This is a genomic window from Amycolatopsis halotolerans (genome assembly GCF_042647905.1).
Taxonomy (GTDB): domain Bacteria; phylum Actinomycetota; class Actinomycetes; order Mycobacteriales; family Pseudonocardiaceae; genus Amycolatopsis; species Amycolatopsis halotolerans.
The window spans coordinates 257,081-278,427 of the sequence record NZ_JBHRWI010000020.1 but is presented as its reverse complement, the minus strand read 5'-3'; the positions used below and the strand labels follow the sequence as shown (position 1 = coordinate 278,427).

At 68.8% G+C, this 21,347-nt stretch carries 22 protein-coding genes and 1 tRNA gene; 9 read left to right on the top strand and 14 right to left on the bottom strand.

What is annotated here, in order from left to right; all coding sequences use genetic code 11:
- Nucleotides 1–531: 531 nt before the first annotated feature.
- The 7 genes from ACFORO_RS16360 to ACFORO_RS16330 all read right to left on the bottom strand — a co-directional run bounded on the left by ACFORO_RS16360 (nucleotide 532) and on the right by ACFORO_RS16330 (nucleotide 5,160).
- A complete protein-coding gene (locus ACFORO_RS16360) occupies nucleotides 532–786 on the bottom strand; it encodes a glutaredoxin domain-containing protein (protein WP_344265796.1) in 255 nt (84 codons plus the stop codon).
- A complete protein-coding gene (locus ACFORO_RS16355; RefSeq protein WP_377867914.1) occupies nucleotides 783–1,559 on the bottom strand; it encodes an MBL fold metallo-hydrolase in 777 nt (258 codons plus the stop codon). Before ACFORO_RS16355 ends, ACFORO_RS16360 begins: the two co-directional genes overlap by 4 nt.
- On the bottom strand, nucleotides 1,560–2,384 hold the full coding sequence (locus ACFORO_RS16350) for an NUDIX hydrolase (RefSeq protein WP_354747462.1): 825 nt from the start codon (nucleotides 2,382–2,384) through the stop codon (nucleotides 1,560–1,562).
- Nucleotides 2,385–2,680: 296 nt separating this feature from the next.
- Complete coding sequence (locus ACFORO_RS16345) at nucleotides 2,681–3,865, bottom strand: hypothetical protein (RefSeq protein WP_354747464.1); 1,185 nt, start codon at nucleotides 3,863–3,865, stop codon at nucleotides 2,681–2,683.
- A 38-nt stretch (nucleotides 3,866–3,903) separates the two neighbouring features.
- A complete protein-coding gene (locus tag ACFORO_RS16340; protein ID WP_037808399.1) occupies nucleotides 3,904–4,533 on the bottom strand; it encodes a hypothetical protein in 630 nt (209 codons plus the stop codon).
- Nucleotides 4,533–4,988: a RidA family protein gene (locus ACFORO_RS16335; RefSeq protein ID WP_116205785.1), complete on the bottom strand. Its 456-nt coding sequence runs from the start codon at nucleotides 4,986–4,988 to the stop codon at nucleotides 4,533–4,535. The genes ACFORO_RS16340 and ACFORO_RS16335 overlap by 1 nt, the downstream gene beginning before the upstream one ends.
- 10 nt (nucleotides 4,989–4,998) lie before the next feature.
- Nucleotides 4,999–5,160, bottom strand: coding sequence for a DUF4177 domain-containing protein (locus ACFORO_RS16330; RefSeq protein WP_020664158.1), 162 nt, complete (start codon nucleotides 5,158–5,160; stop codon nucleotides 4,999–5,001).
- Between the two features lie 141 nt (nucleotides 5,161–5,301).
- Here ACFORO_RS16330 and ACFORO_RS16325 point away from each other — a divergent pair, with 141 nt between their 5' ends.
- The 3 genes from ACFORO_RS16325 to ACFORO_RS16315 are packed head-to-tail and all read left to right on the top strand — an operon-like array spanning nucleotide 5,302 to nucleotide 7,695.
- Complete coding sequence (locus tag ACFORO_RS16325) at nucleotides 5,302–5,550, top strand: hypothetical protein (protein WP_354747467.1); 249 nt, start codon at nucleotides 5,302–5,304, stop codon at nucleotides 5,548–5,550.
- Nucleotides 5,551–5,572: 22 nt separating this feature from the next.
- Complete coding sequence (locus tag ACFORO_RS16320) at nucleotides 5,573–6,577, top strand: ArsA-related P-loop ATPase (protein WP_116205783.1); 1,005 nt, start codon at nucleotides 5,573–5,575, stop codon at nucleotides 6,575–6,577.
- Nucleotides 6,577–7,695, top strand: a complete 1,119-nt coding sequence (locus ACFORO_RS16315; protein ID WP_354747469.1) for an ArsA family ATPase — start codon at nucleotides 6,577–6,579, stop codon at nucleotides 7,693–7,695. The genes ACFORO_RS16320 and ACFORO_RS16315 overlap by 1 nt, the downstream gene beginning before the upstream one ends.
- A gap of 37 nt (nucleotides 7,696–7,732) precedes the next feature.
- Here the strand turns inward: ACFORO_RS16315 and ACFORO_RS16310 are convergent, their stop codons facing one another.
- Complete coding sequence (locus ACFORO_RS16310; protein ID WP_116205781.1) at nucleotides 7,733–8,026, bottom strand: WhiB family transcriptional regulator; 294 nt, start codon at nucleotides 8,024–8,026, stop codon at nucleotides 7,733–7,735.
- Nucleotides 8,027–8,363: 337 nt separating this feature from the next.
- Here ACFORO_RS16310 and ACFORO_RS16305 point away from each other — a divergent pair, with 337 nt between their 5' ends.
- From ACFORO_RS16305 to ACFORO_RS16295, 3 genes are all read left to right on the top strand, one after another.
- Nucleotides 8,364–10,517 carry a transglycosylase domain-containing protein gene (locus tag ACFORO_RS16305; RefSeq protein ID WP_354747472.1) on the top strand — a complete coding sequence of 718 codons (2,154 nt, stop codon included), beginning with the start codon at nucleotides 8,364–8,366 and terminating at the stop codon, nucleotides 10,515–10,517.
- A 309-nt stretch (nucleotides 10,518–10,826) separates the two neighbouring features.
- Nucleotides 10,827–11,759 (top strand): metallophosphoesterase, encoded by a 933-nt coding sequence (locus ACFORO_RS16300; protein WP_446681576.1) that lies wholly within the window; start codon nucleotides 10,827–10,829, stop codon nucleotides 11,757–11,759.
- 29 nt (nucleotides 11,760–11,788) lie between these two features.
- Nucleotides 11,789–11,862: transfer RNA gene (locus ACFORO_RS16295), tRNA-Pro, on the top strand.
- A 540-nt stretch (nucleotides 11,863–12,402) separates the two neighbouring features.
- On the opposite strand, the gene ACFORO_RS16290 is transcribed toward ACFORO_RS16295, so the two are convergent.
- A complete protein-coding gene (locus ACFORO_RS16290; RefSeq protein WP_377867915.1) occupies nucleotides 12,403–13,146 on the bottom strand; it encodes a methyltransferase domain-containing protein in 744 nt (247 codons plus the stop codon).
- 39 nt (nucleotides 13,147–13,185) lie between these two features.
- Between ACFORO_RS16290 and ACFORO_RS16285 the strand changes: the two genes are divergently transcribed.
- Nucleotides 13,186–15,033 (top strand): S9 family peptidase, encoded by a 1,848-nt coding sequence (locus ACFORO_RS16285; protein WP_377867916.1) that lies wholly within the window; start codon nucleotides 13,186–13,188, stop codon nucleotides 15,031–15,033.
- A gap of 85 nt (nucleotides 15,034–15,118) precedes the next feature.
- Nucleotides 15,119–16,249 carry a hypothetical protein gene (locus ACFORO_RS16280; protein WP_377867917.1) on the top strand — a complete coding sequence of 377 codons (1,131 nt, stop codon included), beginning with the start codon at nucleotides 15,119–15,121 and terminating at the stop codon, nucleotides 16,247–16,249.
- Between the two features lie 20 nt (nucleotides 16,250–16,269).
- Here ACFORO_RS16280 and ACFORO_RS16275 read toward each other — a convergent pair whose 3' ends face one another.
- The 5 genes from ACFORO_RS16275 to ACFORO_RS16255 form a co-directional block, all read right to left on the bottom strand.
- On the bottom strand, nucleotides 16,270–16,896 hold the full coding sequence (locus ACFORO_RS16275; protein WP_377867918.1) for a TIGR03085 family metal-binding protein: 627 nt from the start codon (nucleotides 16,894–16,896) through the stop codon (nucleotides 16,270–16,272).
- 27 nt (nucleotides 16,897–16,923) lie between these two features.
- On the bottom strand, nucleotides 16,924–18,315 hold the full coding sequence (locus ACFORO_RS16270; RefSeq protein WP_377867919.1) for a glutamate decarboxylase: 1,392 nt from the start codon (nucleotides 18,313–18,315) through the stop codon (nucleotides 16,924–16,926).
- Between the two features lie 94 nt (nucleotides 18,316–18,409).
- Nucleotides 18,410–18,886, bottom strand: a complete 477-nt coding sequence (locus tag ACFORO_RS16265) for a Dps family protein (RefSeq protein WP_354747488.1) — start codon at nucleotides 18,884–18,886, stop codon at nucleotides 18,410–18,412.
- A gap of 26 nt (nucleotides 18,887–18,912) precedes the next feature.
- Complete coding sequence (locus tag ACFORO_RS16260) at nucleotides 18,913–19,335, bottom strand: organic hydroperoxide resistance protein (protein WP_354747490.1); 423 nt, start codon at nucleotides 19,333–19,335, stop codon at nucleotides 18,913–18,915.
- Between the two features lie 133 nt (nucleotides 19,336–19,468).
- Nucleotides 19,469–20,041, bottom strand: a complete 573-nt coding sequence (locus ACFORO_RS16255; protein WP_377867920.1) for an NADPH-dependent FMN reductase — start codon at nucleotides 20,039–20,041, stop codon at nucleotides 19,469–19,471.
- A 185-nt stretch (nucleotides 20,042–20,226) separates the two neighbouring features.
- On the opposite strand from ACFORO_RS16255, the gene ACFORO_RS16250 reads away from it, so the two are divergent.
- Nucleotides 20,227–21,279: an alpha/beta hydrolase gene (locus ACFORO_RS16250; protein WP_377867921.1), complete on the top strand. Its 1,053-nt coding sequence runs from the start codon at nucleotides 20,227–20,229 to the stop codon at nucleotides 21,277–21,279.
- Nucleotides 21,280–21,347: the final 68 nt, after the last annotated feature.

Here is a 21,347-nt window from a genome sequence, read left to right as displayed (position 1 = left end):
TCCGGGGCGCCGCTGCCGGAGCGAGAGGAAACCAACCTGGATTGCGCGAGCCGGGTCGGGCGAGGCGAGGCGAGCCGGATTGCGCGAGGCGAGCCGGATTGCGCGAGGCGAGCCGGGTCGGGCGAGGCGAGCCGGGTCGGGCGAGGCGAGCCGGATTGCGCGAGGCGAGCCGGGTCGGGCGAGGCGAGCCGGGTCGGGCGAGCAGCGTGCAGCTCACCCACGCCATGCCGGGTTGGGCCGAGCCGGGTTGGGCCGAGCCGGGTTGGGCCGAGCCGAGCCGGGTTGGGCCGAGCCGAGCCGGGTTGGGCCGAGCCGAGCCGGGTTGGGCGACCAGCGCGAAGCCCACCCACGCCATGCCGGGCTGGGCTGGGCTGGGCCGAGCCGAGCTGGCCTGAGTCAGGTCGCCTGTCGCTGAGCCAGGCCGGTGCTGGCCGCAGCACATCCGAGCAAGCCGGGAGCTCATCCGAGCCTCCCCGGCGCGTCCGAGGCAAGCGCCCAGCGCCACGAACCGCAGCGCGTCCGGAACCGCTCTCAGGCAGCCGTCTCCGCGGCCACTGCGGCCTTGACCTCGTCGAAGGTCGGGTTCACCAGCGCGGTCGACCCGACGATCACCGTGGGCACGGTCTCGTTCCCGTTCGCCACTGCGCGCACTCGCTCCGCCGCGCCCGGCTCTTCCCAGATGTTGATTTCCCGCACCGGCAGGCCGCTCTCCAGCAGTGGGCGGCGCAAAGCCGAGCAGAAGCCGCAGCCTGGGCGCCAGTAGAACTCGACCTCGACGTTGCTCATTGTCCGTCCTCCGAAGAAGCCCGTAGGTAGTCCAGTTGTGCGCGCACGCTCGCCTCGGCCGGAGCCCACAGCGCGCGGTCGACGTCGGCGTAGACGATCTCGACCACTTGCCGCGGGGTCGCGTCTTCGCCGAGCTGTCGCAAGGCGGAACGCACCTGATCCAGGCGCTGTTCCCGGTGCGCCAAATACTCCCGTGCGGTCGCGGGCAGGTCCGGCAGCTCCGGGCCGTGTCCGGGCAGGCCCGGCGTGCCGGCGGGCAGGGCGATCAGGGTGCGCAGCGAGCGCAGGTAGTCGCCAAGGTCGTGCAGGACCGTCGTGCCCCGGCCGAGGATGGTGTCTCCGGTCAGGATCTGGCCCGCTACCAGCAGCGATACCGAATCGTCGGTGTGGCCGGGGGTGTGCAGGACAGTGAAGTCCAGGCCGCCTGCGGCAATGACATCACCGTCGGCGAAGGGGGGTGCGTCGATGCAGAGGGAAGGGTCGAAGGCTCGGACGGGCGCGCCCGTTTTCGAGGCGAACCAGGGTGCGCCTTCGGCGTGATCCGGGTGGTGGTGCGTCAACAGGATCAGCTCGACGGGGCCGACGCCCGCAAGTTTTTCCAGGTGGTCCAGGTCGTGGTAGCCGGGGTCGACGACCACGGCACCAGCGGCGTCACCACCGCGCAGGACCCAGGTGTTGGTTCCCTCTAACGTCATCGTCGACGGGTTGTTCTCCAACAGCACCGACGCGGTCGCGGAAACACGGCGCAGCACGCCATAAGCAGGAGCGGTCACTCAGGACTCCGAAGTATCGAGGACAACGCGGATGTTCTCGCCGTCCCGGACAAGGGTCGGCACGGTCTTCACGATCTCGCGCGGCTCGGCGAGCACCGCGTCGGCCTCGGAAAACTCGGTGAGTTCGACGAGGGTCAGCCAGGTCGGCGGCATCAGCGTGCGACGGCCTTCGCGGGCGTCCGCGACTGCCTCGGCGGGCGGTTGCCAACCGGCGGCGGCGGCTTCGGAGGTCGCGCCGTCCGCGCGCTGGCCTTCGGGGAGCTTCGCGACGAAAAAGCGGGTGTCGTATCGACGCTGCTCCTGCGGCGGCGTGACCCAGTGCGCGTACGGGTGCAGCAGGTCCGCACGCAAGGTGAGCCCGGCGTCGGCGAGGAACCCGGCGAGCGAGATTTCCCGTGACTCCAAGGCTTTCCGCGCTTCGTGATACGGCGCGACGTCGGCGACCACCGAGTCCTCGGTCCCGGCCAGCAGCACGCCGGACTCCTCGAACGTCTCCCGCACCGCGGCGCACACGAGCGCGCGGGCAAGGCTTTCGTCGCAGGTGAACTGCTCGGCCCACCACGACGGCGGCGGACCAGCCCATGCCACGGACGCGTCGGCGTCGCGCGGGTCCACCCCGCCGCCGGGGAACACAGTCATCCCGCCGGCGAACGCCATGCCCATCACGCGGTGCTGGAGGAAGACCTCCACGCCGGGCGAGGTGTCCCGCAGCAGGATCACCGTGGCGGCGTCCTTCGGGGTCGCCGGCGGGCCATCCGCGTTGTCCCGGATCGCGATGCCGGGACGGGCGGGGATGTCGAAAACGAATTCACGCGGCCGTTCCACCCGGGCAACATACCTCGCAATCCGTACGCGGCGCGGATTACTTGTGTCACCTCGCGACGGTCCGTGAGGGGAACCTTCACGGAATCAGAGTCCCTCGGGGTGGCCCTCACGGACCGCGACGCGAGCCAGCCCAAAGCCGCCGTCTCGCGTCCGGTCGCCCGAAAGCTGTGAAGGGCTCCTTGAGGGAATCTGACTCCCTCAAGGAGCCCTTCACGTACCCAGAGACCCTCACGGACCGAAAACCAGTGAAGGGCCCCTCGCTGGAATCGCGAGGGGCCCTTCACCGAAACAAACAGTCAGGACCAGTGCTGGTCCCCACCGGAACGGGACGCGCCGTTGAGCCGCAACCGGGCGGCCTCGGCACGTTCGCGTTCGGCCAGTTCCTCGTGCAGCTCGCGCAACAGGGCACGGTCGCGTTCGGACAGGCTCGGATCGTCCAGATCCAGCGCGGGCAGCTCGACCACCTCGTGCATGCTCGGCTTGCCCGCGGCGATCTCGCGGCCCTTCTCCGGATCCTCGGCCAGCGCGCGCCGCAGCTGCGCCACCTCGGACGGCGTCAGGTCCGACGTGCGCTCGGCGCGCGTCTCCGACCCGGCCGTCCGCGGACGCTCCGAAGCTGCGGGCTCAGCCGCCGGCTCCGGCATGGCGACCGGTTGGGCGGGCACGGCCTGCACGATCGGCACCACTGGCGCGACCGGAACCACCGGTTCGGCGGCGGCTACCGGTTCCGGCTCGGGCTGACGGTGACCGTGGCGGCTCGGGGCTTCGGCGACCGGTTCGGGCACCGGGGCCGGAGCGGGCGCCGGGGCGCTGCGCTGCGGCGTCGGTTCCGGCCGGTAGTCCGGGGCCGAATGAGTGCTGCCGGTGACCCACACCGGGCTCGCGACAGCTCCCGCGGCCTGGTGGTAATCCGACTGCGGGATCCCCGGGCCGCTCACCTCGACGACCGAGCGGATGCCCGCCCGGCGCAACGCGGTGTCGACGCGGAAAGCGACCGCAGGCGGATTGCCCTCCGGACCCAGCTCGACCAGCACGACCCGCTGCGGCAGCGCGCCCGGCACGCTGCCCGCCGGGGTGTTGCGCCACACCGCGTGCACGGAACGCACGTCGGGCAGCACCTGCAGGGTGCGGTCGAGCGCCTCGGCGAGACCGAACTCGGGCTGGTTGTCGCCCGTGAACCGGTGCGTGTGCATCGGCTCGTGGTCGGTGACCAGCAGGTCGTTCGCGAGCGTCGCGTCCGATCGGCTCATCTCGAGGACCAGCGCCAGCTCGCGCTGTTCGGCCTCGCTCACCCCGATCCGGCCCGCGATCAACGTGCCGGTGGTGAGTTCCACCGCCTCGTCGATGTGGGCACGGGCGATCAGTTCCCGCGCTTCGGTAAGGGCGCTGTCGTCGATGCGGCCCGCCAGGGCCAGCAACAAGTTATGCAGGCGCAGGGGCACCGAGAACCCGTCCATCGGGCCGTCGTGAACCTCCACCATGGCTCTGCTCCTCCCAGCTCGCCTGGCGGCAACGAGCGTTAAGCGGCGACAAGTCGATGACCGGCGCCCGCGGCGCCTACGCAGACCAGCTCGGACTCGGCGAGCGCGGCCCGGTGGTACCCGGGAAGGTCGAAGCGCGGCGGGATGACCTCGACGCTGGGTTCCTCGTCCCCCATGACCCGCAGCACCCGCTGCAGTTCACCGGTGAGCCGGGGCTGTCCCGCGGTCGCCGTCACCAGCAGGACACGCTTCGCCCCGCCCTCGCCGGAAGCGCCGAGGCGCCGCCAGCTCTGCCGTACTTCCCCCACATCCGCGCGTCCACGCAACGTCGCGTGGAGCAAGACGGACACAGAGTCGACGGAGTTCACCCATTCGGGCGCACTCTGCGTGAATGTGTACCTGGTCTCGGTGACGTCGTCTACCCCCAGGGTGGAACTCACCTGGTGCCAGTCGGCGCCGTGCGGGATCAGACCGGCCACGAGCAGGCGGTACTCCGCCTGGTCCAAATCGATCCTGTGCTTGAGCAAAGACCTCGGCAGGGTCCGCGCGAGCGTCCCCATCGCGCCTTCGCCGAGCCAGTCGCGGAATCGCCACAACAGCTGGTCCGGCGTGCGGCCCGCGAGCCGCAGCAGCAGTTCGTGCAGGGACTGTTCGATGTCGGGGTCCATCACTCCACCTCCACGATCAGTTCGACTTCCACCGGCGAAGCGATCGGAAGCTCCGCGACGCCGACGGCCGACCGCGCGTGTACCCCGGCGTCGCCGAAGATCTCGCCGAGCAGCTCGGACGCCCCGTTCACGACCGCGGGCTGGCCGGTGAAGCCCTCCGCGGAGGCGACGAAACCGACCACCTTGACAATCCGGACAACAGAGTCAATGCCGACGAGGGCGTGCACCGCGGCGAGCGCGTTCAGCGTCGCCGTGCGGGCGTGGCCCTTGGCTTCCTCCGGGCTGACCTCGCCGCCGACCTTCCCGGTCGCGGCGAGCGCGCCGTCGACGAAAGGCAGCTGGCCGGAGGTGTAGACGTGCGAGCCGGTGCGCACGGCCGGCACGTACGCGGCCAGCGGTGCGGCGACTCCGGGCAGTTCGATTCCGAGTTCGGCGAGCCGGTCGCTCCAGGTCAACGCCGCCCCCTCAGCTCTTCGGCCGCTTCAGGTACGCGACGTGCTGTTCGCCGCTCGGGTTGGGCAGCACGGTCACCAGCTCCCAGCCGTCCTCGCCCCACTGGTCGAGAATCTGCTTCGTAGCGTGGATCAGCAGCGGGACGGTGGCGTACTCCCATTTGGTCGCACTCATGACTCGGGAGCGTAACCAAGCGGGCAAGGCCCCTCCGGACCGCCGCCGCCGAAAGCCCGTCACCCGTCCAGGGCAACGCCTGGCTAGGCCGGGTGAGTGTGGGTCACTTCACATCCGATCGTCGCTCGCTAGCGTGGGCATGTGGAGACCTGGCGGATCGTCGCGACCGTGCTGCTCGCCGTTGCCGGACTGCCGCTCGTGCTGGCCGTGATGGCCAAGACCCGGGACCGGGTCAACGATTCGGGCCAGGTCGCGATCGCGGGCGCGGTCACCCTCACCGGGCTGATCGTGGTGGCAGTGCTCACGCTGACCGTGCTGCCCGCCCTGGTGACCTGGATCGTCGTCGCGGCGGTCGCGGCTGCGGTCAGCGTCATGATGCTGGCCAGCTGAGCACCGGTTTAGTGTTGAGGATGTGACCACACCCTCCGCCGGCTGGACCGACGAGCTCGCCAGGGCCCGGCTGCATTTCGTCACCGGCAAGGGCGGAACCGGCAAGACCACGCTCGCCGCGGCGCTGGGTCTCGCACTCGCCTCGCGCGGGCGCCGGGTGCTCTTGATCGAGGTCGAGGGCCGCCAGGGCATCGCCCAGCTTTTCGACACCGAACCGCTGCCGTACGCGGAACAGCGGATCGCGTCGGTCCCCGGCGGCGGCGAACTGCGCGCGCTGCACATCGACGTCGAAGCGGCGCTGCTCGAATACTTCGAGATGTTCTACAACCTCGGGTTCGCCGGGCGGACGCTGCGCCGGATGGGGGCGATCGAGTTCGCCACCACGCTCGCGCCGGGCCTTCGCGACGTCCTGCTCACCGGGAAGATCAAGGAATGCGTCGGGCGCACGGAATCCGACGGCCGCCACACCTACGACGCGGTCGTCGTCGACGCGCCGCCGACCGGGCGCGTGGTGAAGTTCCTCGACGTCACCAAGGCGCTCACCGACCTCGCCAAGACCGGCCCGATCCGCGGCCAGGCCGACGGCGTCGTCCGGCTGCTGCATTCCGGCGAGACCGCCGTGCACCTCACCACGCTGCTGGAGGAGATGCCGGTGCGCGAGACCGTCGAGGCGGTCGCTGAGCTCGACGGTGCCGACCTGCGGCCGGGCGCGGTGCTGGTGAACCGGGTCCGCCCGCCGCGGCTGCCCGCGCGCTCGGTGACCGCGGCCGCCGACGGCCGGGTGGACGCCGACCGGGTCCGCTCCGGCCTCGCCTCGGCCGGGCTGAACCTGCCGGAGGCGACGCTCGACGCGCTCGTGGAGGAAACCGTGGAGCACGCCGTCCGCGTCGCCGCCGAGCAACGGGCCCGCGAACAGCTCGCCGAGGCCGATCTGCCGACGCTGGAGCTGCCGGATCTCACCGACGGCGTCGACGTCGCCGCGCTCTACGAACTCGCCGAAACACTGCAGGAACAGGGGGTGCGCTGATGCCCGCCGACACGATGCTCGACGTGGACGCCCTCCTCGACGACCCGGCCAGCCGCGTGATCGTGTGCTGCGGTTCCGGCGGAGTCGGCAAGACCACCACCGCCGCGGCCCTCGCGCTGCGGGCCGCCGAACGCGGCAGGCAGACCGTGGTGCTGACGATCGACCCGGCGCGCAGGCTCGCGCAGGCGCTCGGGCTGCGCGAACTGGGCAATCACCCGAAGCAGGTGCAGGTCGAGGGCTTCGAGCCCAAGGGCGAACTGTGGGCGATGATGCTCGACATGCGTCGCACGTTCGACGACATGGTGCGCGTGCACGCCGGACCGGAGCGGGCCGAGCAGCTGCTGCAGAACCCCTTCTACCAGACCATTTCCACGTCGTTCTCCGGCACGCAGGAGTACATGGCGATGGAGAAACTGGGCCAGCTCGCGGCGACCGACGAATGGGATCTGATCATCGTCGACACGCCGCCGAGCCGGTCCGCGCTCGACTTCCTCGACGCGCCGACCCGGCTGTCCACCGCGCTCGACGGCCGGATGATCCGGCTGCTCACCGGCCCGGCGAAAGCGGGCGGCTGGGGTCTGCGCAAGGTGGTCAGCGCCGGGTTCTCGATGTTCGCCAAGGCCGTGTCGACGATCATCGGCGGCCAACTGCTCGCCGACGCGTCGGCGTTCATGCAGGCCTTCGACAGCATGTTCGGCGGATTCCGCGAACGCGCGCGCAAGACCGCCGAGCTGCTGCGCTCGTCGGGCACGTCGTTCCTCGTGGTGGCCGCGCCGGAGCCGGACGCACTGCGCGAGGCGTCCTACTTCGTGGAGCGGCTGGCCGGAGAGTCGATGCCGCTGGCCGGTCTGGTCGCCAACCGCACACACCCGGTGCTCGCGCCGCTGTCCGCGACCGAAGCGCTGACCGCGGCGGAGTCGGTGCAGAACGCGCCGCTCGCCGAGGCCGTGCTGCGGCTGCACGCGGACCGCGTCGCGCTGGCCGAACGCGAAAACCGCCTGCTGGCGCGCTTCACCCGCGCGCATCCGGAAGTGCCGCTGACCCGGGTGCCCGCGCTCGCCGGTGACGTGCACGACCTCGAGGGTCTGCGCGACATCGGAGCAAAACTGACGTCGTGAGCGGCTGCGCCTCAGCACAGCCGCTCACGAGCAGGTTTCAGCCCGCCGCGGCGGCCAGCGCGTCCCGCTTGGCCGCTTCGAGCAGGTCAGTCCAGCTGGTCACGTCCGGGCGACGGCGCAGCAGGGCGCGCCGCTCCCGTTCCGTCATCCCGCCCCAGACCCCGAAATTGATCCGGCCGTCGAGTGCCTCGGAGAGGCATTCGGTGCGGACCGGGCACCCCATGCACACGGCTTTCGCCCTGTTCTGTTCGGCGCCCCGCACGAACAACCCGTCGGGATCAGCGTCCCGGCACGAGGCATCGACCCGCCAGCCAACCTGATTGGTTTGCATACCCCCAGCTCCCTCATCTGGTGTATGGCACCAGCGAAGGCGAAGCTCCCGCTCCCACCCCCGCGAGCGTTTCCCACTGCGCCGCACGTCGGTGACGGCACCTCCCCGGTGCCGCTGCCGCTGTCCGGACCAGCCAGGCTCCCACCCGGGCTGCTCCGTCTGTCGGCATCTACGTGAGACGTTGACGGACTGTAGGGTCCCTCGGTTCCCTCCGTCGAGACCTAGCATGCATTCCGTTACCTGAGGTCACGACACGGGGTCCCGTTATTGATCGCTCGCGGGGGCGCGCGGGTGTGAGGTCACGGAGGCGACACGGACCTTCAGTACCCTGGCTTTCGTGCGCAAAACGGATGGTCTTTTCAAGCTCATCGGCCTGTGCCTGCTGGCAGGGGTGCTGGTCGCCGGGATCATGTTCCCGGTGGTTGGCGCCGCGGGGGTCGTGTCCAACCAGGCGAGCGAGACGGTCGACAAGACGTCTTCCGACCTCGCCGACATCCCGCCGCCGCTGGTGACGACCATCACCGACTCCGGCGGCAAGCCGATCGCGACGCTGTACAAGCAGTACCGGATCCCGGTCCGGCCGGACCAGATCAACCCGGCGCTGAAGTGGGCGCTGCTCTCAGCCGAGGACAAGGCGTTCTACGAGCACCACGGGGTGAACTGGGGCCGGACGCTGCGCGCCGCCGTCTCCAACACCGCGGGCGGGGACACGCAGGGCGCCTCGACGATCACGCAGCAGTACGTGAAGAACTACCTGATCAACGTCGTCTACCGGGGCGACAAGAACGGCCAGGCCAAGGCGCAGGAGCAGTCGCTCTCGCGCAAGCTCAAGGAAGCCCGGATCGCGATCAACCTCGAGACGAAGCTCTCGAAGGACCAGATCCTCGCCGGCTACCTCAACATCGTCGAGTTCTCCCGGCAGATCTACGGGGTCGGAGCGGCCGCGCACGCCTACTTCAACACCACGCCGGAGAACCTGACCGTGCCGCAGGCCGCGCTGCTCGCGGGCATCGTGAACAACCCGATCGTCTTCGACCCGTGGAACCACCCGGACAAGGCGACCAAACGGCGCAACCTGGTCCTCGACCGGATGGTCAGCAACCAGAAGCTGGCGAAGGCGGACGCGGACAAGTTCAAGACGGAACCGCTCGGCGTGGTGCCGGACACCCCGCAGAAGCCCGCGTCGAACTGCACCGGGGCCGGGACCGAGAACGGCTTCTTCTGCCAGTACGTCCAGGACTACCTGCTCAAGGCCGGGATGTCGGAGGACCAGCTGTACACCGGCGGGTACACGATCAAGACCACGCTGGACGAGAAGGCCAACCACGAGGCGAAGGTCTCGGCCGAGCAACAGGTGAGCAAAACCCAGAAGAACGTCGCGAACACGCTTTCGCTGATCCGGCCGGGCAAGGACCGGCACGAAGTGGTGGCGCTCGCGGCGAACCGGGACTACGGCATCGACGCGGATCAAGGGCAGACGACGTATGCGCTCCCGTCCGGCGTGTTCAACACCGGCGGCGCGGGGTCGAGCTACAAGATCTTCACCACCGCGGCGGTGCTGAACCAGCACATCGCCGGGATCTACAGCAACATCCCGATCGGCAGCAGCTACGTCTCGCACGTCTTCACCGGCAGCCAGCCGCACTGTCCGGCGACCGGCGCGCCGAACACCCGCTGGTACTGCGTGGGCAACGCCGGTAATGGCTACCCCGAGTCGGGTTCGTTGCAGCAGGCACTGGCGACCTCGCCGAACACCGCGTTCGTGGCGTTGGAGGACAAGCTCGGCAGCACCGGGCCCGCCATCGACATGGCGACGAAGCTGGGCATGCGCGAGACGATGGCGAGCAACCCCGGCGGCGGAAAGGTCGACCCGAAGTCGACCGACGCGGGCAAGAACCAGTCCCAGGCGCAGGCCTACGGCCCCAAGGGCAATTACCCGGGCACGGGTGCGTTCACGCTGGGCTTCAGCCCGACGAGCGGCCTGGAAATGGCGAACGTCGCGGCGACCATCCTGAGCGGCGGCAAATGGTGCCCGCCGACCCCGCTGGCGTCGGTGACCGACCGCGACGGCAAACCGGTGCCGATCAAGGAAGCGGCCTGCGAGCAGGTCGTGCCGGAAGGCCTCGCGAACACCATGGCGGTCGGCATGAGCAGGGACGACCAGGAGCCCGGCGGCACGTCCGCCAAGGCCGCTCAAGCAGTGGGCTGGAACCGTCCGCTGGTCGGCAAGACGGGCACGACCCAGAACAACGGCTCGGCGACCTTCGTGGCCGGGACCCCGCAGATGGCCGGTGCGGCCATGGTGTTCCGTCCGGAAGGCGGCAGCGGCGGTCTTTGTTACGGCGGACCTGGCGACGTGTCCACCTGCGGCACCGGCAACATGTTCGGCGGCAAGACGCCCGCGCAGACGTGGTTCGGCGCGATGACGAACATCATGAAGGACCAGCCGGTCGTTCCGTTGCCGCCGGAGGATCCGGCGTACACCAACTGAATCCGGTGAAAACGGGGCGGGAGACGCGATCTCCCGCCCCGTTTCGCTTGTCCGGGCTCAGCGTCATCCGTTGAGCGCCGCCAGCAAAGAGAACCGCGATCGCCACCGCCCGACTCCGCATCCCTGCCGGGCTGGTCCAATCCACTTCGATCCCACGACGCCCAGCGTCCGATGTCGAGAGAACGCCGCTGAGACTCTCGCCCTACGCCAACCGGCACCGGCCACAGCGGACGACCTGATCGAACACGTATCCTCGACCTTGTGAGCACGCTCGGTAACGCCAGTCCGCCCGGGGGCACCGCGAAGCGGTTGGCCGCAGGGACCATCGCCCTCGGGGCCGCCACCCTCGGTTACGCCGTCGGCATCGAACGCCGCCGCTTCACCCTGCGGACCGCGGAACTGCCCGTACTCGCGCCCGGCACGCCGCCGTTCACCATCCTGCACGTCTCCGACCTGCACATGCTTCCCGGTCAGCAAGCCAAGCAGCGCTGGGTCGCCGCCCTCGGCGAGCTCGAACCCGACCTCGTCGTCAACACCGGCGACAACCTCTCCCACCGCACCGCGGTCCCGTCCGTGCTCCGCGCGCTCGGCCCGCTGCTGGACCGGCCCGGGGTGTTCGTCTTCGGCAGCAACGACTACTACGCGCCCAAGCCCAAAAACCCCGCGCGCTACCTCATGCCGCGCGGCAAAAAGAAGCGCATCCACGGCACCCAGCTGCCCTGGCGCGACCTCCGCGCCGCCTTCGTCGAACATGGCTGGGTCGACCTCACGCACGTCCGCCGCACAGTCGACGTCGGCGGCCGTGCCGTCTTCGCCGCCGGAGTCGACGACCCGCACCTCCACCGCGACCGCTACTCCGACATCGCCGGACCCGCCGACACCACCGCCGCCGTCCGCCTCGGCGTCACCCACAGCCCGGAACCGCGCGTCCTCGACACGTTCGCCACCGACGGCTACGACCTCGTCCTCGCCGGCCACACCCACGGCGGACAACTCCGCATCCCCGGCTACGGCGCGATCATCACCAACTGCGAACTCGACCGCAGCCGCGCCCGGGGTGCCTCCCGCTGGGGAGCCCGCATGTGGCTCCACGTCTCCGCCGGACTCGGCACCTCCCCCTACGCCCCCGCCCGCTTCGCCTGCCCGCCGGAAGCGAGCCTGTTGACGCTGGTCCCGCGTGGGTCCGGAGCTTCCGACCCCCGCAAACCGGCCCCGCGTAAAGCCGCGAAACCCGTCCGCTAGACTTACTCCCGACCCGCTAAGCAGTACCTCGGGGTGTGGCGCAGCTTGGTAGCGTGCCTCGTTCGGGTCGAGGAGGTCGTGGGTTCAAATCCCGCCACCCCGACGTATGAAGGCCGGGTAGTCACGAGATCGCGACTACCCGGCCTTCACGTTTCCCCGGTTCGACTGCTCCCCGTGCCGATCGCTACATCGGGATCCGGTTCGCCCTCCCGCCACAGATCGGCCGAAGAGGCACTGCGGCAGGCGTGCCCATCTGCCGCAGAATTTCCTGGAACGCCGATCGAGTTCGCGATGTGCAGGGGACAGGCAGCCGCGATGTTGATCCAGGCGGTTCTGCACTCGCCACGAAATCGGAAAGCAATTACCTTTCCGGGACCGCGGCGGCTATTCTGCCGCCGTGATTTCCTGCGGCCGGGACATCCGGACGGCGAGAACGGTAATCCTGGTTCTCGGACTGGTCTTGATCGCGCTGGGAATCGCCGTTGTTTGCGGGCTTCTCTTCGTTCTCGCGTTAAGCCGCGGCGGTCGTACAGCCGGACGCTCTGGCCCGCCGGGATGGTCTGCGTCGCGCTCGGCGCGATACCCGCCATCCTCGCGGCAGCGGGTGTTTTTTCCGGCCATTCCCGGTAATCCCGCCCGCGCGCTAGCAGGTAGCGGTCAGCTCTTGCCAGCACTGCTGGAAGTCGCCGACGGCGGCGGTTCTTGCCCAGGACCAGGCGGAACGAGCCGCGGAGGTCACCTGGTCACGATCGTTCGCGCCGGATTCCGACAGGGCGACGGCCAGCCGGGATTCCATGTAGGCGGCCAGGGATCGGTAAGACAGCTCTTCACGGAAGCGAGCGCGCTCGACGATGTCGGTGAATCCGGCGTTGGCGACGTGGGCGGCGATAGCGCGACCCGCGAAGGGGTCGCCGCCCGCGCGGCGGCGTACGAGGTAATAGCCGCGCAGTGCGGCGTCCACGTTTGCCGTTCTGGGCCGGATTTTCGCCCGGCTCCAGTCCGGCGCGGCCAACGCCAGCCTCCCGCCAGGGCGCAGGATTCGGCGGATCTCGGCCAGAGCCGCGTGCGGGTCGGACAGATGCTCGAAGAGCGAATGAGCGAACACCACGTCGATCGATGAAGCGGCAAAGGGAAGTGCGTAGACCGCTCCGGCCACGTAGTCCGTTGTGGACGGCGAAGCGGGTGCCGAGGGACGGACGTCGACGCAGATCACCCGCACGTCCGGGGCCACGGAACTGAGGATCGAGCCTTGGCCGCAGCCCAGGTCCAGGACTCTTGAGCCTGGCGTGCAGAGCGGCCGGGCGAACGCGGCGCGGTCACTCGCTGTGCGCGTGTTCATCATCGACAGCGCGTCTTGGGCATAGCCCGGCGCGTAACCCTCCAGCACCCCGCACAGAGTACGGGTGGAAGGTGGCAGGATCGAGGGGTGAGCACGCAGTCAGGCAACCAAAATCCGCCCGCGGTGGTCCCGGACCGCCTGTTCGACGACGCCGAAGCCGAAAAGCGCTGGCTGGCGCGGTTCCACGCGCCGCGCATCTCGGTGCCCGAATGGGCCCGCGACGCACCCGATGCCAACGTGTACGTCTCCAACGCCAGTGGCGTATGGGAGGTTTACGCGTGGGACCGGGCCACCGACAGTCACCGGCGCGTCACCAATCGACCCAACGGCACCCTGCACGCGACGCCCGCGCCCGACGGCACGGCCATCTGGTGGTTCGACGACACCGACGGCGACGAGTTCGGATCGTGGCGCAGCCAGCCGTTCGACGGCGACAGTTCCGCGGCCGTCAAAGCATTGCCCGATATTCACGACGGATATCCGGCCGGTCTGGAGATCGGCCGGCGAGTGATCGCGGCCGGCGTTTCGACCGACGACGGCAGCGAATTGTTCGCGAAAATCGACGGCGTGACCGAGCGGTTCTACCAGCACTCGGATGACGCCGGGATCGCGTCGATGTCGCGCGACGAAAGCCTGCTCGCGATTTCCCATTCCGAGCACGGGGATTCGCGGCATCCGGCGTTGCGGGTGCTGTCCACCGACGGATTCACCACCGTCGCGGAGAAGTGGGACGGCGAAGGAAAAGGCTTGCAGGCGCTGGAGTTCTCGCCGCTTCCGGGCGACCAGCGGGTGCTGGTCCTGCACGAACGCCGCGGCCGTGAAGAACTGCTGGTGTGGGATGTGCAGGCGGATACCGAAACCGAGCTGCTGATCGATTTGCCCGGCGAGGTCGTCGCGGATTGGTATCCGGACGCGCGCGCGTTGCTGGTCGTGCACTTCCACGAGGCGCGCAGTTCGTTGTACCGCTACGACCTCGACAGCGGTGAACTGTCCGCTGTGGACACTCCGGCCGGACGGATCGGCGGCGCGGGCGTGCGCCCGGACGGAACGATCGAGTACTCGTGGTCCAGCGCCGCGGAGCCCGCCGCGGTCCGTGCCCGCGCGGCCGACGGCACCGACTCCGTCCTGCTGACGCCTCCCGGCGACCGCGCACCGGGTTCGTCGCCGGTCACCGACGCGTTCGTCGAGGGCGTCGGCGGCCGGATCCACGCACTGGTGTCCCGTCCGGCGGATGCTCCCGACGGCCCGCTGCCGACGGTGTTCTCCCTGCACGGCGGCCCGCACGCGGCCGACGAGGATCGCTTCTCCGCCTACCGCGCGACCTGGCTGGACGCCGGATTCGCCGTGGTCGAGGTCAACTACCGCGGCTCCACCGGTTACGGCTCGGCGTGGCGCGACGCCATCGAAGGCCGCCCGGGCCTGACGGAACTGGAAGACGTCGCGGCGGTGCACGACTGGGCTGTCGAAAGTGGACTGTCCGATAAGGACAAGTGCGTCGTGAACGGCGCTTCGTGGGGCGGATACTTGACCCTGCTGGCAATGGGCACCCAGCCGACGCGGTGGGCAGCCGGAGTCGCGGGCGTGCCGGTGGCCGACTACGTGGCCGCTTACGAGGACGAGATGGAACAGCTGCGCTCGTTCGACCGCGCCCTGTTCGGCGGCACCCCGGACGACGTGCCTGCGGTGTACCGCGAATGCTCGCCGCTGACGTATGTGGACGCGGTCGCCGCCCCGGTGCTGATCTTGGCCGGGGACAACGACCCGCGCTGCCCGATTCGGCAGATCGAGAACTACCTGGACCGCCTCGCCAAGCGCGACGCGCCTCACGAGTTCTACCGCTACGACGCCGGACACGGGTCGCTGGTGATCGCCGAGACGATCAAGCAGACGTCGATTGAGGTGTACTTCGCCTTGCGGGCGTTGGGAATGCGCTGATGGAGCGGGCCGTCCAGGGGTTCCTGGACGGCCCGGTCTTTCGGAAACCGCTACGGCTGCCCAGCTGAGCCGATAGGGTCCGCAGGTGCCCAAGGTCATGCTTCGCGAATTCCGGTGCACCAGCAAGTACAGCACCGACGGTTCTCTCGTGCTCGACAACGCCGTCCAGACCAATGCGTGCCGGATGCCGGTACAACTGCCACAACTGCTGCGAGTCAACACGCTCGCCGCCCAACTGCGCCCCAGTATGGCTTACCACGTGCTGCAGCACGAGTTGCGCCTGGTACTCAGCTACCTCGACTCGACAAACGGGATGCTCGTCGCCCGCACCTCGGATCTTCAAGCGTCCGCCCGGCAGATCGGGAGTTTCTTCACCGAGACGATGGGCGTCGGGATGCTTACCGCGGCGATGCACGCTCGCTGCGGCTGGAACGGCGGATACCAAGACCTTGCCCACTTCGACGTGCTCCCAGCGACGAAGTTGACCCAACACTTTTCCCGCAAGGGAGTACGTCCAGATCTTTTATTCGCGTTCAAGCACCCACCACGCGATGACATCGCAGGCGAAGCTCGAGGAAGGGCGAAAGTACAACCGGGACGAGGCAGAACGCATGATGATCAGCGGAAGCGGCTCAACCAACTATTCAACTGGTCAAGCCGCAACAAGAACCACCAGGTAACGATGGCTTGGACGTTCACCAGGGGTCCGCACATCGCAGTTGACCTGTTCATTTTGGATACGAATACACCGTCGCCCCGACCGGACCAGGAACCAAAGCCGCCACCACCGGGCGGTCCGAACCGGGGACCAAAACCGCCTTCTCCCGAGGAAGGAGGCCGAGTAGCAGCATCACCGGCACCGGGCTCCGACAGCCTGGACAGCGGCGTCGACGTTACTAGTTACGATTCCGATGATCGTCCCGGAGCTGACTCACTCTACGAAACTGCGCCAAATTCCGACCGCCAACGCCTTGATGACATAGAAGTCCGCGGAGACTGGGTGCCTGCCAATCTGATCGCCCCATCGACTAATCAGATGTTTGTTGGCGTGCTTCGCAACGAACCCACTCCTGGCCTTCGAGAGGCTGCAAGCAGCCTGCAAGATCATGACGACTCCGTTCGCATCGGCTTGTTCGGGCGTGTGCTCCTTGCAACTTCTCAGGACAGAGCACAGTCTCCTCAATGGCGCGACATCAGCGAACGACTTGGCCAGTAATCAGCCGCAACCAGCCCGTCTCACAGCCCGCGCTTAGCGCCCTTCAACTGCGCTACCGCAGCATCGTCACCCTCGTAAGACACCTGCACCGCGTCCCGTCCGAAGACGAACAGCAGGAGTTCCACCGGCTCGCCCACCACGGTCACCACCGGAGTCCCCGACTTCACCGACGCCGACTGACCATCCGGAGTCCGCAGCACCACCCCGACCGGCGACTTGCGCAGGTTCAGCTTCGCCGTCCGCGTCGCCAGCCGCCAGGCCGCGCTGTCCCGCGAGGGATCGGCCGGGCGCGGGGCCCAATCCGGTTGTGCCCGGCGGACATCCTCGTGGTGCACCAGGAATTCCGCACTGTTCGTCGCCTCGTCCACCGGACCGATGGACGTCGGCCAGAAGCGGGACGGGCCTCGGCGCACCTGGCCGACCAGGTCGTCCCACGGGCGCGCCGCGACGCCGTCCTGCACCTTCTGCGTGTGGCCGGCGAGCGCGGGCACGACGATTCCGGGCATCGCGTCCGGCCGATGCTCTCGCACGACCAGATGCGCGGCCAGGTCCCGCGTCTGCCAGCCCTCGCACAGCGTCGGGGCGTCCGGGCCGAGCTGCTCGAAGAGGTCGCTCAGCGCTTGGCGTTCATCCTTGGCAAGGCCCATGCCAGCCAGGTTACTCGCTGGTAGTCGCTAGTGGTGGAATCCCGTCGACGTGGCTGGGTCGTGCTGCGGCGACGGCTGGCTGTTCAGTTCCGGCAGCACGCGCTTCAGGTCGGCGAGCAGCAGGTCGGCCAGGTCGTGGGTGAAGCCGTTGCGGACGACGACGCGCAGCACCGCCAGATCGGTGCGGTTGTCCGGGAACGTGTACGCGGGCACGAGCCAGCCGCGTTCGCGGAGGCGGCGGGAAACGTCGAAGACGTCGAACGCGGTGATGTCCGAGCGAGTGGTGAAGGCGAACACCGGCAGTTGGTCGCCTCGGGTGAGGAGTTCGAAGGGTTCCAGCTTGGAGATCTCGTCGGCCAGATACATCGCCACGTCGCGCGAAGCTTGTTGTACCGCACGGAAACCTTCGCGGCCCAGCCGGACGAAGGTGTAGTACTGCGCGGCGACTTCCGAGCCAGGGCGGGAGAAGTTGAGCGCGAAGGTCGGCATGTCGCCGCCCAGGTAGTTGACGTTGAACACCAATTCCTCGGGCAGCGCGGCCTTGTCGCGCCACACCACCCAGCCGACGCCGGGGTAAACGAGGCCGTATTTGTGCCCGGAGGTGTTGATCGACGCGACGCGCGGCAGCCGGAAATCCCACTCCAGGTCTTCGTCCAGGAACGGGGCGATCATCGCGCCGGACGCGCCGTCGACGTGCACCGGGATGTCCCAGCCGGTCCGTTCCTGCAGCGCGTCGAGTGCGGCCGCGACCTCGGCGACCGGCTCGTAGCTGCCGTCGAAAGTCGAGCCGAGGATCGCGACGATGCCGATGGTGTTCTCGTCGCAGAGTTTCACCGCTTCTTCGGCGGACAGGTGGTACCGGTCGCCCTCCATCGGCACCAGGCGCGGCTCGACTTCCCAGTATTCACAGAACTTTTCCCAGCACACCTGGACGTTGACGCCCATCACCAGGTTCGGCTTCCCGGTCCGGCCCAGCTTCGACCAGCGCCGCTTCAGCGCCATCCCGGCGAGCATGCAGGCCTCGGACGACCCGGTGGTCGAACAGCCCATGATGTCGGTGGGATCGGGCGCGTGCCACAGATCGGCGAGGATGTTGACGCAGCGCCGCTCGAGTTCGGCGGTCTGCGGGTACTCGTCCTTGTCGATCATGTTCTTGTCGACGCATTCGGCCATCAGCTCGCGCGCCTGCGGCTCCATCCACGTCGTAACGAACGTGGCGAGGTTGAGCCGCGCGTTGCCGTCGAGCATCAGCTCGTCGCGCACCAGCTGCAGCGCGGTGTCCGGCGGCAGCGAATCGTCCCGCAGCCGGTCGCGCGGCATCGTGAAGTCCGCGGCGAGCGCCGGATTGCTCCCGGCGTACAACGGATTCGTGCCCGTCTTCCGGTCTGCCCGATCTTGTTTCCCCTGATGCAGCACCATGCCAGCGAACCTACTGCGGGGCGCCGGCAACGACCACCGGATGCGGGAAAAGCCGTCCGCGACGAGGCGGACGGCTTTTCTCCGGCGGAGCGGGTCAGGCTTGCTGCGCCTGCCACATCCAGTGCGCCTCTTCCAGCGCGCGGGTGATCTCGATGAGCAGATCCTGCGTCACGAGGTCGCTCTTGTCGGTCTCGTCGATGCGCTTGCGGAGCCGTTCGATCAGCGTCGCGAGCGTGTCGACAATCGCGGAGATGGTCGAGTCGACGGACTGCCAGTTGTCCGGGTACTCCGGAGCCCCGGACGTCGCCACGACGGTTTTCGCCTTGCCGTTGGGCGAAACCCCGATCGCGGCGGCGCGCTCGGCCACCTCGTCAACGTACTGCCGCGCGGTCGACACCAGCTCGTCGAGCTGCAGGTGCGCGCTGCGGAAGTTCTGGCCCACCACGTTCCAGTGCGCCTGCTTCGCGATGAGCGAGAGGTCGATCAGATCGGTCAGCGTCGCCTGCAGCGCGTTGCCGGTGATCTCCTTGTCCGCGTCGGAAAGCGGGCTCTTGATGGGGGAAGTGGTCATCTCGGGTGTCCCTCCTCGGTCTTGGTTCAGACGGTGGTGGTCAACTCCACCTCGATGTTGCCGCGGGTCGCGTTGGAGTACGGGCAGACCTGGTGTGCCTGCTCGACCAGCTGGTCGGCGTCGGCCTTGGCCAGGCCGGGCAGCGAGACGTCGAGCCGCACGCCGAGCTGGAACCCGACGTCCTTCTTGAACACGCTGACCGAACCGGTCACCGTCGCCGCCGGCAGCGCGACCTTCGCCTGCCGGGCCACGGCCTGCAGCGCGCTCAGGAAACACGCGGAGTACCCCGCGGCGAACAGCTGCTCCGGGTTGGTTTTGTCGCCGCCGGGACCGCCCATCTCCTTGGGGATCGCCAGCGACTCGTCAATCACGCCGTCCGAGGACGTCACGTCGCCGTTGCGGCCTTCTCCTCGCGCGGTCGCGACGGCGGTGTAGATCGGCTCGGCCATGCGTGTTACCTCCTCATCGGGGACGCCTCCGGAGTCAGCGTCTCAATGAGTCCAACACTCCGCATCCGCGGAACAGTGCCCCGGCATGGCAGTCATCACCCCAGGAATAACCGGGATCGCAGGAGGCGAAACGTCAGCGTGCGCGAAGCAGCGCGTGCTCCGCGACCTGCTCTCCGATGAGCCGCAACGTGCGGACGCTCTTCTCGTCGGAAGCCCCGCCGCCCTCGTCGAACTTCGTCTCGGCGGAGTTGATCGAACCACCCAACGGAGTGGACCAGCCGCGCAGCGCGTGCGTGATCGTGCGGAGCTGTTCGAGCGTGGTGACCGCGGCCTGCCAGCCGTACGCGACGGCGGCGAGACCCACCGCGCGGCCGTCGAGGTAGGGGCGAGCGTCTTCACGGAGGTCTTCGACGTAGTCCAGGGCGTTTTTGACCAGCCCGGACAGCCCGCCGTGATAGCCGGGCGAGACGACGATGAGCCCGTCGGCCCGGCGGATGCCCTCGATGAGCTTCCTCGCGCGTTCGTCCCGCTCCAGCGTGGCGGTGTCGTAGAACGGCAGGACCAGCTCGGGCCCCGGGATCAGCTCGGTCACGACGCCGCGTTCCTCGGCGGCGGCGAGCGCGATGCGCAACGCGCGCTCGGATTGCGAGCCCTCCCGCAGGGAGCCGCCAATGCCGAGGACCCGGACCGTATTCGCTGAAGTCACTTCCGACCTTCCTCCCCACCACCACCCTCAACGGAGTGGCTGCGCCACGCTGGCTCGTTTCGAGGCTAACCCCTCCACCTAAGTAGAGGACCAGGATCTGAGACGGAGGCTTGGGTCACACACCGACTGGACCAACGTACCTACTGGCAAGTAACCTCGGTTCATCCGGCGTTCGAGGAGGAACGATGGCCATTCCGCTGCAGATCCGCGCGCAGACTGCCGCCGCGCAGTTGTTGTTCTGGCTGCCCCGTCCGGTGCGCAGGCTGATCGCCGGAGCGCCGCTGCGGCTGGACGGCCAGGAACTCGCCCTCGACGCCCAGTTGCTGCTGCGGCTGCAGAAGCTTTCCGGTGCTTCGCTGGTCAACGGGTCGGTCGAGCGGTCGCGCGCACTGCTGGAAGCGAGCCAGCACCTGGTGAACGGCAAGCGGGTCAATCCCGTCGCGACCCGCGACGTCGCCATCCCGTCCGGCGACGCGTCGCTGGACGCCACCCTCTACACCCCGGCCGGACTGCCCGAACCGTCGCCGCTGCTGGTGTTCTTCCACGGCGGCGGCTGGGTCATCGGCAGCCGGGCCACCCACGACAACGCCGCGCGCTACCTCGCGAAGCACGCCGGGGTTCGAGTGCTGTCGGTGGAATACCGGCTCGCGCCCGAGAGCCCGTTCCCCGGACCGGTCGAGGACGCGCTCGCCGCGTTCGACTACGCGCACGCCAAGGCGGCCGACCTCGGCGCGGACCCAGATCGGATCGCTGTGGGCGGCGACAGCGCGGGCGGCAATCTGTCCGCCGTCGTCGCGCTCGAGGCGACCCGGCGCGGCGGCCCGGCGCCCGCGTTCCAGCTGTTGATCTACCCGGCCGTCGACTTCACCACGCGACGCCGCTCTCGCGAACTGTTCGGCGAAGACCTCTTCCTCACCGACGAGGCGATGGTGTGGTTCGAAGGGCATTACACGCCCGAGGGCGTCGACAAGGCCGACCCGCGAATGTCGCCGCTGCTCGCGTCTGACCACAGTGGACTCCCGCCCGCCTACATCGTGACCGCGGGCTTCGACCCGCTGCGCGACGAAGGCGAGGCCTACGCGGAAAAACTGCGCGCCGCAGGGGTTCCGGTGGCGCTCAGCCGGCAGGCTGACCTGATCCACGGATTTCTCAACTTCGCCGGAGTCGGGACGCGGTTCCGGGAGGCGATCGCCGAGATGGCCGGTGCGCTGCGGGTGGGACTCGCGAAGCGCTCGTGAGTGGCGATGCCGGTTAGCACCGGCATCGCCACTGACGAGCCCGGACATGGAACGGAGCCTGGCGCGGC

Coding starts and splice junctions, on each gene's coding strand:
- ACFORO_RS16250 (WP_377867921.1), top strand. CDS start 20,227: ATGGCCATTCCGCTGCAGATCCGCGCGCAGACTGCCGCCGCGCAGTTG.
- ACFORO_RS16315 (WP_354747469.1), top strand. CDS start 6,577: ATGCCCGCCGACACGATGCTCGACGTGGACGCCCTCCTCGACGACCCG.
- ACFORO_RS16275 (WP_377867918.1), bottom strand. CDS start 16,896: ATGGGCCTTGCCAAGGATGAACGCCAAGCGCTGAGCGACCTCTTCGAG.
- ACFORO_RS16330 (WP_020664158.1), bottom strand. CDS start 5,160: ATGAGTGCGACCAAATGGGAGTACGCCACCGTCCCGCTGCTGATCCAC.
- ACFORO_RS16270 (WP_377867919.1), bottom strand. CDS start 18,315: ATGGTGCTGCATCAGGGGAAACAAGATCGGGCAGACCGGAAGACGGGC.
- ACFORO_RS16260 (WP_354747490.1), bottom strand. CDS start 19,335: ATGGCCGAGCCGATCTACACCGCCGTCGCGACCGCGCGAGGAGAAGGC.
- ACFORO_RS16345 (WP_354747464.1), bottom strand. CDS start 3,865: ATGGTGGAGGTTCACGACGGCCCGATGGACGGGTTCTCGGTGCCCCTG.
- ACFORO_RS16340 (WP_037808399.1), bottom strand. CDS start 4,533: ATGGACCCCGACATCGAACAGTCCCTGCACGAACTGCTGCTGCGGCTC.
- ACFORO_RS16360 (WP_344265796.1), bottom strand. CDS start 786: ATGAGCAACGTCGAGGTCGAGTTCTACTGGCGCCCAGGCTGCGGCTTC.
- ACFORO_RS16265 (WP_354747488.1), bottom strand. CDS start 18,886: ATGACCACTTCCCCCATCAAGAGCCCGCTTTCCGACGCGGACAAGGAG.
- ACFORO_RS16310 (WP_116205781.1), bottom strand. CDS start 8,026: ATGCAAACCAATCAGGTTGGCTGGCGGGTCGATGCCTCGTGCCGGGAC.